Source organism: Kribbella hippodromi, from assembly GCF_039531045.1.
GTDB lineage: Bacteria > Actinomycetota > Actinomycetes > Propionibacteriales > Kribbellaceae > Kribbella > Kribbella hippodromi.
Genome location: NZ_BAAAPH010000009.1, coordinates 18104 through 31536 on the forward strand (window position 1 = coordinate 18104; position 13433 = coordinate 31536).

The window sequence follows — 13433 nt, forward strand, 5'->3', positions numbered from 1 at the left end:
CTCAGATTGCCCAGGGCTGCCTTGATCGGCGCGACCGCTAGTCACATCTTGCTTACGAAGTGTGCTTGTTACCACGTTGTTCTGACACATAAGGTCCACGTCAAGCTCGCGGTGTCACATGCCGCAGCCCAGGGGGCACGCAGAGTGTTCGGGCCTCCACAGCAGCAGATGACTCGGGGGAGTCGACTCGGGGTCGTTCCAAGTGAGGGGCTGCACAGATGTCAGATCAACCACGAAGGGGGCTGGCCAGATCACTGGTCAGTACCTTGGCGGCGCTGGCCGTCGTCGCGACCGGGATGGCCGCCGCCGGCCAGGCCCAAGCGTCCGCGCCGACGAAACCGGAGGCTACGCCATCGCCCGCCGCCAAGATCAAGCCGGAACTGCTGGCGAAGCTGGACGGCAAGGACGCCAAGGCCGCGACGGACTACTGGGTCCGGTTCGGCACGAAGGCCGACCTGTCCGCCGCGAGCAAGATCACCAACTGGAACGAGCGCGGTACGGCCGTGGCCGCCGCGCTGAAGAAGGCCGCCGCGGACAGCCAGGCGAAGGTCCGCGCCGACCTGGACGCGCAGCACGTGAAGTACAAGTCGTTCTGGGGTACGAACGCGATCCGGATCGAGAACGGCTCCCTCACCCTCGCGCAGAACCTGGCCGCGTACGCGGAGGTCCAGGGCCTGTACGCACCGGTCCAGGTCGAGGTACCGAAGGTCACCGCCGGCCAGGCCGAGAAAGAGGTGCAGGCGGTCGAGTGGGGTATCGCGAACATCAAGGCGAACCAGGTCTGGTCGCAGTACGGCGACAAGGGTGAGGGCATCGTCGTCGCCAGCATCGACACCGGCGTGCAGTACGACCACCCGGCGCTGGTGAAGCAGTACCGGGGCAACAACGGTGACGGCACCTTCAACCACAACTACAACTGGTTCGACGCGGCCGGCACTTCGCCGACCAAGCCGTCCGACGGCAACGGCCACGGCACCCACACGATGGGCACCATGGTCGGCGACGACGGCGCCGGCAACCAGATCGGTGTCGCACCGGGCGTGAAGTGGATCGCCGCGAACGGCTGCTGCCCGAGTGACGAGGCGCTGATCTCCTCCGGCCAGTGGCTGCTGGAGCCGACCGACCTCGCCGGGCAGAACCCGGACGCGAGCAAGCGGCCGAACGTGATCAACAACTCGTGGGGCTCGACGCTGCCGTCGAACGACCCGTTCATGGAGGACATCAGCCTGGCCTGGACCGCGTCCGGGATCTTCGGCACGTTCGCCAACGGCAACAGCGGCGACCTGGGCTGCAACAGCAGCGGCTCCCCGGGCAGCCTGACCAGCAACTACTCATCAGGCGCGTACGACATCAACAACAACCCGGCGTCCTTCTCCGGTCGTGGCGCCGGCCAGAACGGCACCATCAAGCCGAACATCTCGGCTCCGGGTGTCAACGTACGGTCCAGCCTGCCCGGCAACACGTACGGCTCGTACAACGGCACATCGATGGCGACACCGCACCTGACGGCCGCTATCGCTCTGCTGTGGGCCGCCTCGCCGGCGCTGAAGGGCGATGTGGCCGCTACCCGCGCGCTGCTGAACCAGACCGCGATCGACACGCCGGACAGCCAATGCGGTGGCACTGCTGACAACAACAACGTGTTCGGTCAGGGCCGCTTGGACGCGCTGGCGCTGGTAGCCGCCGCACCGATCGGTGACACCGGCACGCTGTCCGGCAAGGTCACCGCCGCTACCGGTGGTGCCGCGCTGGCTGGTGCGAGCGTCACCGTGCACCAGGACGGTACGCCGGACAAGGTACTGACCACCGGCAGCAACGGCACGTACTCGTCTGTCCTGCCTGCTGGAAGCTACAGCCTCACCGTGGCGTCCTTCGGGTACAAGACGCAGACCGCCACCGCTGACATCACCACCGGCCAGACGACCACCAAGGACTTCGCTCTGGTCAGCTCACCGCAGGTGAGTGTGGGCGGCACCATCTCGGACGGCTCCGGTCACGGCTGGCCGCTGTACGCGAAGGTAACCGTCGAGGGGCCGGGTGGAGTGTTCGACTACACCACGCCCAGCAACGGCCGCTACAGCCTGAAGGTCCCGGCCGGTGCCGCGTACTCGCTGAAGATCGAGTCGCAGTACCCGGGCTACCAGACGGTCAGCCAGCCGATCACAGTCGGCAGCGGCAACCTGACCAAGAACGTGGCGGTTCCGGTGCGTACGGACAGCTGCGCGACTGCTCCTGGTTACACGTGGGGCTCCGACGGCGTGTACGAGACGTTCGACAACGGTGCCGTGCCGAACGGGTGGACCGTGGTCGACAACAACGGCAACGGCCAGGTGTGGAAGTTCGACGACCCGGGCAACCGTGGCAACCAGACCGGCGGCACCGGCAAGTTCGCGGTCGTCGACAGCGACAAGTACGGCAGTGGCGGTACGCAGAACACCGCACTGGTCAGTCCGGTTGTGGACCTGAGCTCGGTCACCGCTCCGGTGATCCGGTTCAACCAGAACTACAAGCGGCTGGGTGACAAGGCCGACGTGGACCTGTCCGTCGACGGCGGCGCCACCTGGACCAACGTGCTGCAGCAGACGGCCACCGTCAGCGGCCTGAAGGAGATCGCGATCCCGCAGGCGGCCGGCAAGGCCAATGTGCAGGTGCGGTTCCACTACTACGAGGCGAAGTACGCCTGGTGGTGGCAGGTCGACAACGTCCTGATCGGCAGCCAGGTCACCTGTCAGCCGACCGGCGGCGGCATTGTCACCGGCAACGTCAAGGACGCCAACACCAACGGGTTCGTGAACGGCGCGGTCGTCACCCGTGACGGCAGCAGCGAGTCCGGTACGACGGTGGCGACGCCCGAGGACACCGGCCTGAACGACGGCTTCTACTGGCTGTACTCCTCGGCCGACGGCGACCAGGGCTTCACCGCCAAGGCCGGCAACTACGTCAGCGCGACCGCGACCGTACCGGTCGAGGCCGACTGGGCCACCACGGCCGACTACACCCTGAAGGCCGGGCAGCTGTCCGTCACGCCGGGTGCGATCACCGGCAACCTGAAGCTGCCGACCGGCAAGGTGACCAAGTCGTTCACCGTCAAGAACACCGGTGGTGCGCCGGTCGACGTGAAGTTCGGTGAGAAGGACGGTGGCTTCGTCCTGCAGAACGCGAACGGCACCAAGACCACCAAGGCACAGGTGGAGAACAGCGCCGGCGCCCCGCTGCAGCGGATCGCCGTCAGCACCTCGTTCGCCCGGATGCTGTCCGGTAAGAACGACGTGGCGCCGGTGGCCGCGAAGCCGCAGGCGGCGCCGTGGACCGACATCGCCGACTACCCGTCGACGGTGATGGACAACCGGGTGGTCAGCCTGGAGGGCAAGACGTACTCGATCGGCGGTGGTGACGGCAGCGCGTCCACCGCGAACAGCTACGTGTACGACCCGGCGACCCTCGCCTGGACCGCGATCGCCCCGCTACCGGGCGCCCGCAACGCCATCACCGTGGGTGTCACCAGCGGCAAGATCATCGCCAGCTCCGGCTGGGGATCGTCCGGCCCGGCGGCGGACACCTGGTCGTACGACCCGGCTACCAACGCCTGGACCGCGGTCGCTGCCAACCCGGCGCCCCGGGCCGCGGCCGGTCAGGCCGTACTGGACGGCAAGCTGTACGCCGTGGGTGGCTGCACCACCGCCAACTGCACCCCGATGAGCAACACCGTGGTGCGCTACGACGCCGGCGCGAACAGCTGGCAGACGCTGGCGAACTACCCGCAGTCGGTCGCGTTCGCGTCCTGCGGTGCCATCGACGGCAAGCTCTACTGCGCCGGTGGCAACGACGGCACGAACTCACTGAAGAAGGCGTACGTGTACGACCCGGGAGCTGACTCCTGGACCGCGATCGCGGACGCTCCGGCCGACCACTGGGCGGCGTCCTACGCCGTCGCCGGTGGCAAGCTGCTGGTCGTCGGCGGTGTCCAGGCCGGTGCGGTCACCAACGCCGGCTTCGCGTACGACCCGGCCACCGAGGCCTGGTCGGCACTGCCGAACGCCAACCTGCCGCGGTACCGCGGTGGAGCGGCCTGCGGCTTCTACAAGGTCGGTGGCTCGTCCGGTGGCTTCAACGCGACTGCCGACAGCGAGTCCCTGCCCGGTCTCGGCGACTGCACCGAGTCGTCGGCGGACGTCAGCTGGCTGTCCCTGGACAAGACCGAGGCCACCTTGGCCCCGGGCGAGTCGGCGACGGTCAAGGTCACGCTCACCGCGAGTGTCGACCAGCCCGGTACCTTCAGCGGTGCCGTGACGATCGGCGAGAACACCCCGTACACGGTGGCTCCGGTCGCGGTGACGATGAACGTCACCCCGCCGACCACCTGGAGCAAGCTGATGGGCACGGTCACGGGCGTCAGTTCGTCCGGTGCGTCCGCTCCGCTGCCGGGTGCCATCGTCCAGGTGGACTCGTGGGCACAGTCGTACACCTTCATCACCGACCAGTCCGGCCAGTACGCGTATTGGCTGGACCGCCGGAACAACCCGTTGACCCTGATCGCCGCCAAGGACGGCTACAAACCACAGGCCCGTACCACCAAGCTGGTCGCCGGCACGCCGGTCACCGAGGACTTCGCACTGAAGTCGATCAAGTAGTCAGGTACTAGAAGCTCGGCCCCGGACCGCACTGGTCCGGGGCCGAGCCCTTGTCAGCTAGTTGGGCAACAGGTGGAAGCCGACGCCGCGGACCGCTTGGATGGTGACGCTGGCCCCGAGGTTGGCGAGCTTCTGGCGGAGGCGTTTCACCACTGAGTGGATGTGCGAGCCGTGGCCGAGGTGCTCGTTGCCCCAGACGGCGTGGTGCAGCCGCTGGTACGTCCAGACCCGACCGGGCTCCTCCACCAGGCAGTGCAGGAAGTCGTGTTCCAGCCGGGTCAGCGGCAGCTCACGGTCCTTCCAGCGCACCACGCGGCGATCGACGTCCAGCTGCAGACCAGCCACTGGCGCAGGTGCCTGCTGCGGCACCGCGGCAATCTGGGCAGCAGCCGGTACGACGCGTACGGACGGAGCGACCTTCGGTACGGCGACCGACGACGAAGGGACGCCCGTGACTTCCAGAAACGCGCGGGCTTGATCAGCACTGGACACCAGCAGCAGCGCGTCCGCGGTACCGAGCAGCCGCGCGAGCTGTACTCGTTCAGCGGCGGACGCGGCCACGCCGATGATCAGCGACGAGTCGGACAACCTCTCCATCGACCTCACGGCAAGCCCCTCCCAGTTGAACCGGCCAGCCACAAGTACGGTTCACGGCCCGTACTAAGTCAAGGGATTCCAGGCGCACCGGGCTGGCACATATGCGTCCTGTCCGAGACCGGACAGCGTTTGCAGGCAGGAAAACCCGCCCGAACCCGGCGACGCTCCCCCGACCGGCGTGCGCTCCGCGTGCGAAGCGGAGTAGTCTCCTCGCGCACGGTCACTCTGGCCGGATACCTCTGGCCCGCATCCACGGAGGAACAGTGCCCGGTCTCGTACGGCGGCCGCTCGTCGTCTGGCTGCTCGCGGTCGTCGCGGTGCCAGTACTGCTGACCGCTGTGCTGATTCCGGCGCGCGCGGGCACCACCGAGGACGACCTGCGGGACCGCACCACGGCCGCGTTGAAGGCCCGGGGCATCGAGACCAGCCGGATCGACTTCGACGGCCGGGACGCAAGAATTGTCGTCCAGGCTGGTGTGGACGAAGGAATTGTCCGGTCCGTCGTCGCCGGCGTGGACGGCGTTCGATCGGTGCGGGTCGACGGTGGCGGCACGCCCAGCCCCACGCCAACCGCCGAGCCGAGCACCGGACCTGCCGAGGGCGTTCCTGGATTCGAGGTCGGCCGGACCGATCGGGCGATCCGGGTGCAGGCGCCGGTGCGGAGTCAGGCGGTCAAGGACGCACTCGCCGCGGAGGTCGACGGCGTACTCGGTTCGGACCGCGAGTACGACGACCGGACCACCATCGACCCGGCGAACGGTCTTTCCGACGCGACCACGCTGTCCGCGCTGCTGCGGGCGCTGGCGATCGGCGGCGGCGACGCCTCGGTGCGCTACGACGGCGACACACTGACGTTGTCGGGTCAGGTACCCGATCAGGCCACCAAGGCGACCGTCGGCCGGGCCGCGGCGAAGGCGGTGCCCGGCGCTGTCGTCGCGGACGAGCTGCGACTGCCCGCCCCGGTCAAGACAGCAGTCAGCGAGCCGTGCCGCACGTTCCAGACCCGGCTGGCCGCGTTCGGCCGGGAGTACAAGATCAACTTCCTGTCCGGCACGTCGATCGTGAACGACGCGTCGAAACCGACGGTGGTGAAAGCCGCCGCGCTCCTGCAGTCGTGCAAGACGGTACGAGTCGAGATCGCCGGTCACACCGATGACCTCGGTTCGCCGTCCACCAGTCTGCCGCTGTCCGAGCGCCGGGCCGCCGCCGTGAAGGCGGAGCTGGTCCGGCTGGGAATCGGCGCGGACCGGCTGATCCCACACGGGTACGGCGAGTCCTTCCCGATCGCAACCAACGACACCGGCGCCGGGCGGATCGCCAACCGCCGCGCCGAGCTCCGAGTAGTGCAGGGGAACTGAATGAGCTGGTTGATCGCCCAGACCTGGATTCTGCTGCTCGCCGCGTTCGTGCTGGGCAGTGCGGCCGCGTGGCTGGTGTGGCTTGTACACCGACTCGTCCGGACCGCGGGAGGTGCGCGCTGATGAGCTGGCTGCTGCGAAACAACTGGCCGTGGTCCTTGCTCGCCTTCGTCCTCGGCGCAGCGATCACCTGGTTCTTGCTGGACCGCCGCCGCGCCACACCAGCTCCAGCACCGGTAGTGCACGAAGAAGAAGCACGCGAGCCAGTACTGGTGGCCGCCGGCACTACCGAACAACACCAGGAACACCCGGAGGAAGCTGGCCCGGTGTTCTCGCGGGTGATGGACGTCCGGACGGATGCGGTCGAGCCGACGTTGTTCGAGTACGACGGGGACGCGACACCGGCGGAGGTACCTGCCGCGGTGCCGCCCGGACGGTACGGTGAGGGCTCGGCCGACGCGGTACCGCACCAGGGACCGCCGGACGGGTTCACGATCAAGGGCAACGCCCAGTCGATGCTCTTCCACACGCCCGACTCGCCGTACTACGGCCGGACCAAACCCGAGGTCTGGTTCCGCACCGAGGCCGACGCCGAACGCGCCGGTTTCACCAAGTACACCCGCCGCCCGCGGAAGTCCGCGAACCCGCGCGACTGATTCGCCCCGGTCCACCCGCCGGCTGGGTCACCGCGGTGACCCAGCCGGGGATCTACGATCGCGGCACCGACGCAAACACCCGGAGGCGGAGTGCGACGCGAGATTCATGTTCCCTTCCTCGTCGAGCAGGACGAGGACGGCGTCTGGACCGCCGAGGCGGCCCTCACCCCGGACGCCTTCGCCAACGGCGAGGGCGAGACCCGCGAGGCCGCGCTCGAGGATCTGCGCGCCGCGATCGTCACCCTCGCCGCGGAGGTGGGCGCGCCGGAACAACTCGTGGTCACCGTCGAGGTCCCGTAACCATGGCCACCGACGAATCCGCCGGCACCCCGGCCGACGGAGAGCGCGCTGACTCGGCACCCCTCGTGCCGGACCGGGTCATCCCGAAGGACCAGGTGCCCGAGGAGGTCACCTACCGAAAGGTGATCGAGGGGCAGACGCCGGCCAGGAAAGCGCCTGGCTGGCGGGCCGCCAGCCGACGCGCCGGTAGACGCGCCGGAAGTTCGTCCACAACCAAGGAAAAAGGCGCCCGCGGCGAACGGAAATAGCCCTGTAATAGGGCGATCCGGCCCCTATTTGCTTGTACTGGTGAAGTCCCGTCACACTGATCCGAACGCCCCCGCGGTCCGTCCATCGCACGGCGTCATCAACGTACCGGAGCCGATCGGGCCGGCCCGGGCTTCTTTTGAGTACGCCGGAACGGGGTACCTGAAGCCGCAGGGGCCTGGCGGGTCCACCCACCCGTCGTCACGTCGTGTGGCGGCGAGCCGTGAACAAGCCGCAGTACCGCTAGGTTTGGAGACACCGATGGAGGTGAGCGTGACCGACATGCTGCCGGAGCAGCACCACGGACTGACGAAGAGTGACCCGCTGTGGTTCAAGCGGGCCGTCTTCTACGAGGTCCTCGTGCGGTCCTTCAAGGACTCGAACGCCGACGGCATCGGCGACCTGCAAGGCCTGACGGAGAAACTCGACTATCTCGAGTGGCTGGGCGTTGACTGCCTCTGGTTACCGCCGTTCCAGCCGTCACCGCTGCGTGACGGCGGCTACGACATCTCCGACTACACCGGCGTGATGACCGAGGTCGGCACGATCGCCGACTTCGCCGCGCTGATGGAAGCCGCGCACGCGCGCGGTATCCGGATCATCGTCGACTTCGTGATGAACCACACGTCCGACCAGCACCCCTGGTTCCAGGCGTCCCGCGAAGACCCGGAAGGACCGTACGGCGACTTCTACGTCTGGTCCGACACCGACGACAAGTACACCGACGCGCGAATCATCTTCGTCGACACCGAGGCCTCGAACTGGACCTGGGATCCGGTTCGCGGTCAGTACTTCTGGCACCGGTTCTACTCCAACCAGCCGGACCTGAACTTCGAGAACCCGGCGGTCGGCGACGCGATCGTCGAGGCGCTGAAGTTCTGGCTGGATCTCGGCGTGGACGGTTTCCGGCTGGACGCGGTCCCGTACCTGTTCGAGACCGACGGCACGAACTGCGAGAACCTGCCGCGGACGCACGAGTTCCTGAAGCGGGTCCGCAAGGAGGTGGACGCGAACTACGAGGACCGCGTCCTGCTCTGCGAGGCGAACCAGTGGCCGGCCGACGTGGTCGAGTACTTCGGCGACCGCGACTCCGGTGGGGACGAGTGCCAGATGGCGTTCCACTTCCCGGTGATGCCGCGCATCTTCATGGGCGTCCGCCGGGAGTCCCGGTTCCCGATCTCGGAGATCCTGGCCCAGACCCCGGCGATCCCGGACACCTGTCAGTGGGGCATCTTCCTGCGCAACCACGACGAGCTCACGCTCGAGATGGTCAGCGACGAGGACCGCGACTACATGTGGGGCGAGTACGCGCAGGACCCGCGGATGAAGGCGAACATCGGCATCCGCCGCCGGCTGGCACCGCTGCTGGACAACGACGTGAACAAGATGGAGCTGTTCACGGCGCTGCTGCTCAGCCTGCCCGGCTCCCCGATCCTGTACTACGGCGACGAGATCGGCATGGGCGACAACATCTGGCTCGGCGACCGGGACGGTGTCCGGACCCCGATGCAGTGGTCGCCGGACCGGAACGCGTCGTTCTCCACCGCGACCCCGGGCAAACTCGCCCTGCCGGTCATCATGGACCCCGTCTACGGCTTCCAGGCGGTGAACGTCGAGGCAGAGATGGAGAACGCCTCGTCGCTGCTGCACTGGACCCGGCGGATGATCCAGACCCGCAAGCAGCACCCCTGCTTCGGGATGGGCACCTTCACCGACCTGGGCGGCTCCAACCCGAGCGTGCTGTCCTACGTCCGTGAGTTCGGCGACGACGTGGTGCTGTGCGTGAACAACCTGTCCCGCTTCCCGCAGCCGATCGAGCTGGACCTGCGGCAGTGGCAAGGGGTCGAGCCGATCGAACTGCTCGGCGGCGTGCACTTCCCCACCATCGGTGAGTTGCCCTACCTTCTGACCCTCGGCGCCCACGGTTTCTACTGGTTCCGGCTCCCGGTGGCGAAGCCGGAAGACCACGAGGAGAGCATTTAAGTGACTTCCCATCTGGACCAGGTCCAGTCCTTCTGCGCGAGCCAGAGGTGGTTCGGGGAGAAGGGACACGACGTCCACGTCGAAGCGCTGGCCACCTCGGTGTGGCTGTCGGACGCGGACGCCTGGCCGGCGGTCCGGATCGGGTTCGTCTACTGTTCGGGTCCACCCGGGATGGACACCCCGATCCGGGTGTACCAACTGCCGCTCAGCTACCACCGCGCGCCGGTCGAGAACCTCGGCCACGCGCTGGTGGGTGAGTGGATCGAGCCGGACCTCGGCGACACCGAGGTCTGGGTGTACGACGCGCTGCACGACAAGGAAGCGACGCCGTACTGGCTGGACGCGATCACGCACGGCCGGCAGCTGGACGGGCTGGAGTTCCAGCCGGTCCAGGCGCCGGAGCCTTCCGTCGAGGTGCCGGCGGACGCGCAGTCCCTGGTGCTGACGGTCGAGCAGAGCAACACCTCGCTGGTGTTCGGCGACGTGGCGCTGCTCAAGGTGTTCCGCCGGCTCGAGCCCGGGAGCAACCCGGGGGTCGAGATCGAGTCGGCGCTCACCGAAGCCGGGTCCGAGCTGGTCCCGGAGGTGCTGGGTTCCGCGCGCGGCAGGTGGCCGCGCGCGGGCGGTGGCACCGACCAGGGCGAGCTCGCGATGCTGACCGCGTTCCAGCGGAACGCGACCGACGGCTGGTCGTTCGCCACCTCTTCGGTCCGTGACCTGTACGCCGAGGCGGATCTGCACGCCGAGGAGGTCGGCGGTGACTTCGCCGCCGAGTCGCACCGGCTGGGCGCGAGCACCGCGCAGGTGCACTCCGAGCTGGCGAAGGCGCTCGGGACCGACGTCTGGGAGCCGGCCAAGCTGGTCGAGCACGCGAACGCGATGCGCCGCCGGCTCGACGCCGCGTCGGCCGCGATCCCGGAGCTCGGTCCGTACGCGGCCGGTCTGGCCCGGGCGTTCGACGCACTCGCCGAGTACGGGCAGCCGGTGACGGTGCAGCGGATTCACGGTGACTTCCACCTCGGTCAGGTGCTGCGCACCATCGAGGGCTGGAAGCTGATCGACTTCGAGGGTGAGCCGGCCAAGTCGCTGATCGAGCGGCGCGCGCTGGACACCCCGGTGAAGGACCTGGCCGGCATGCTCCGGTCCTTCGACTACGCGGCCCGCTCGCTGCTGGAGGACCACCGGGGCGATCAGCAGATCGCGTACCGTGCCACCGAGTGGGCGGCCCGCAACCAGCGGGCGTTCCTGGACGGGTACGCCGAGGTCGCGGGCACCGACCCGCGGCAGCAGCACGTACTGATGAACGCGTTCCTCGCCGACAAGGTGATCTACGAGGTGCTGTACGAGGCCCGCAACCGGCCCAGTTGGCTGCCGATCCCCCTGTCCGCCGCCGCACAGCTGGCCGAGCAGTAGCAGGAGGTCTTTCGATGGGTGAGCGCGAAGCTTTCGAGGCGCCGCCGGCGCCCGCCGACGAGCCGGTGGTGACCGCGGTCCCGGTGGACCGGACGGCGCTGGAGCGACTGGTGGCCGGCACGTTCCACGATCCGCACCAGGTGCTCGGACCGCATCTCGGCGAGCACGGCGTCACGGTGCGGGTGCTGCGGCCGTTCGCGAAGTCGGTCACGGTGCTGTACGACGGGCAGCGGCTGGACCTCCGGCACGAGTACGAGGGCGTCTGGGTCGGCGTACTCGACATCGACAAGGTGCCGGACTATCGCCTCGAGGTGACGTACACCGACGGGCCGGCGGCCGAGCTCGACGACCCGTACCGCTATCTCCCGTCCCTCGGTGAGGTCGATCTGCACCTGATCGGCGAGGGCCGGCACGAGCGGCTGTGGACCGTGCTGGGCGCGCACGTCCGCCGCTACGACGGCCCGGCCGGCCAGGTCACCGGCACGTCGTTCGCGGTCTGGGCGCCGAACGCGCAGGGCATCCGGCTGACCGCCGACTTCAACTTCTGGGACGGCCGCGCGCATCCGATGCGTTCGCTGGGCGGTTCCGGCGTGTGGGAGCTGTTCGTCCCCGGCGTCGGGCCGGGCACCCGGTACAAGTTCGACATCTGCGGCCGGGACGGCGTCTGGCGGCAGAAGGCCGACCCGATGGCCAACCTGGCCGAGACTCCGCCGGCGAACGCGTCGGTCGTGCACGAGTCCGCGTACGCGTGGGACGACGCCGCCTGGCTGCGGCACCGGGCCGAGGCGCAGGCGTACGCCGAGCCGATGAGCGTGTACGAAGTGCACCTCGGGTCCTGGCGGAAGGGCCGGTCCTATCGCCAGCTGGCCGAGGAACTCGTTGCCTACGTCAACGATCTTGGCTTTACGCACGTCGAGCTGATGCCGGTGATGGAGCACCCGTTCGGCGGCTCCTGGGGGTACCAGGTGACGTCGTACTTCGCGCCGACGTCCCGGTTCGGCGACCCGGACGACTTCCGGTACCTGGTCGACCGGCTGCACCAGGCCGGGATCGGCGTGATCGTGGACTGGGTGCCGGCGCACTTCCCGAAGGACGCCTGGGCGCTGGCCCGCTTCGACGGGACGCCGCTGTACGAGCACCCGGACCCGCGCCGCGGCGAGCAGCCCGACTGGGGCACGCTGGTGTTCGACTTCGGCCGTCCACAAGTGCGGAACTTCCTGGTTGCGAACGCGATCTACTGGGCCGAGGAGTTCCACATCGACGGTCTGCGCGTCGACGCGGTCGCCTCGATGCTGTACCTGGACTACTCCCGCCAGGACGGCCAGTGGGTGCCGAACCAGTACGGCGGCCGGGAGAACCTGGAGGCCGTTTCGTTCCTGCAGGAGATGAACGCGACCCTCTACAAGCGCGTGCCGGGCGTGATCACGGTGGCCGAGGAGTCGACGTCCTGGCCGGGTGTCACCCGGGCCACGCATCTCGGCGGTCTCGGCTTCGGCTTCAAGTGGAACATGGGCTGGATGAACGACTCGCTCCGCTACCTGGAGCACGAGCCGGTGCATCGGCAGTACCACCACCACGAGCTGACGTTCTCGATGATGTACGCCTACTCGGAGAACTTCGTCCTGCCGCTGTCGCACGACGAGGTGGTGCACGGCAAGGGCTCGCTGCTGCGCAAAATGCCGGGTGATCGCTGGCAGCAGCTGGCGAACCTGCGGGCGTACCTGGCGATGATGTGGGCGCATCCGGGCAAGCAGCTGCTGTTCATGGGCTGTGAGTTCGGCCAGGAGTCGGAGTGGTCGGAGAAGGGCGAGCTGGACTGGTGGCTGCTGGAGCACAGCGACCACGTCGGGCTGCAGCAGCTGGTCCGCGACCTGAACCGGGTCTACAAGGACAATCCGGCGTTCTGGCGTACGGACCACGCGGCGGACAAGTTCAGCTGGATCGACGCGAACGACGCCGGCAACAACGTGTTCTCGTTCGTCCGGTACGGCGACGACGGCGCACCGGCCATCGCCTGCATCACGAACTTCTCCGCACTCCCCCACCACGGCTACCGGCTCGGTCTGCCGTACGCGGGGCGCTGGGAGGAGGCGGTCAACACCGACGCCGACTCGTACGGCGGCTCCGGCGTGGGCAACTACGGTGCTGTGGAGGCTGACGGACCGGCGTGGCACGGCATGGAGACCAGTGCCGAGCTGTCCGTGCCACCCCTGGCGACGGTGTACCTGCGCTTCACCGGGTAGCGTTCA

10 protein-coding genes are annotated in these 13433 nt (G+C 68.3%); 9 read left to right on the forward strand and 1 reads right to left on the reverse strand.

The genetic code is table 11. From position 1 onward, the window contains the following. The first annotated feature begins 218 nt into the window (after positions 1-218). Complete coding sequence (locus tag ABD260_RS15525; protein WP_344234220.1) at positions 219-4631, forward strand: S8 family serine peptidase; 4413 nt, start codon at positions 219-221, stop codon at positions 4629-4631. 57 nt (positions 4632-4688) lie between these two features. Here ABD260_RS15525 and ABD260_RS15530 read toward each other — a convergent pair whose 3' ends face one another. Next, entirely contained in the window at positions 4689-5228 is a 540-nt protein-coding gene (locus tag ABD260_RS15530; RefSeq protein ID WP_344234221.1) for a winged helix-turn-helix domain-containing protein, read from the reverse strand. A gap of 263 nt (positions 5229-5491) precedes the next feature. Between ABD260_RS15530 and arfA the strand changes: the two genes are divergently transcribed. The 8 genes from arfA to glgB all read left to right on the forward strand — a co-directional run bounded on the left by arfA (position 5492) and on the right by glgB (position 13427). Continuing rightward, entirely contained in the window at positions 5492-6586 is a 1095-nt protein-coding gene (arfA, locus tag ABD260_RS15535; RefSeq protein WP_344234222.1) for a channel-forming protein ArfA/OmpATb, read from the forward strand. Next, positions 6587-6709, forward strand: coding sequence for a hypothetical protein (locus ABD260_RS15540; RefSeq protein WP_344234223.1), 123 nt, complete (start codon positions 6587-6589; stop codon positions 6707-6709). Beyond that, positions 6709-7242 (forward strand): sunset domain-containing protein, encoded by a 534-nt coding sequence (locus ABD260_RS37585; protein ID WP_425553344.1) that lies wholly within the window; start codon positions 6709-6711, stop codon positions 7240-7242. Before ABD260_RS15540 ends, ABD260_RS37585 begins: the two co-directional genes overlap by 1 nt. Positions 7243-7332: 90 nt before the next feature. Next, the gene (locus tag ABD260_RS15550) at positions 7333-7542 is read left to right on the forward strand and encodes a hypothetical protein (RefSeq protein ID WP_344234224.1); all 210 of its coding nucleotides are present in this window, start codon (positions 7333-7335) and stop codon (positions 7540-7542) included. A gap of 2 nt (positions 7543-7544) precedes the next feature. Beyond that, entirely contained in the window at positions 7545-7790 is a 246-nt protein-coding gene (locus ABD260_RS15555; protein WP_344234225.1) for a hypothetical protein, read from the forward strand. A 259-nt stretch (positions 7791-8049) separates the two neighbouring features. After that, complete coding sequence (gene treS, locus ABD260_RS15560) at positions 8050-9771, forward strand: maltose alpha-D-glucosyltransferase (protein ID WP_425553345.1); 1722 nt, start codon at positions 8050-8052, stop codon at positions 9769-9771. Continuing rightward, entirely contained in the window at positions 9772-11184 is a 1413-nt protein-coding gene (locus ABD260_RS15565; protein WP_344234226.1) for a maltokinase N-terminal cap-like domain-containing protein, read from the forward strand. A 14-nt stretch (positions 11185-11198) separates the two neighbouring features. Beyond that, on the forward strand, positions 11199-13427 hold the full coding sequence (gene glgB, locus ABD260_RS15570) for a 1,4-alpha-glucan branching protein GlgB (protein ID WP_344234227.1): 2229 nt from the start codon (positions 11199-11201) through the stop codon (positions 13425-13427). Positions 13428-13433 lie beyond the last annotated feature (6 nt).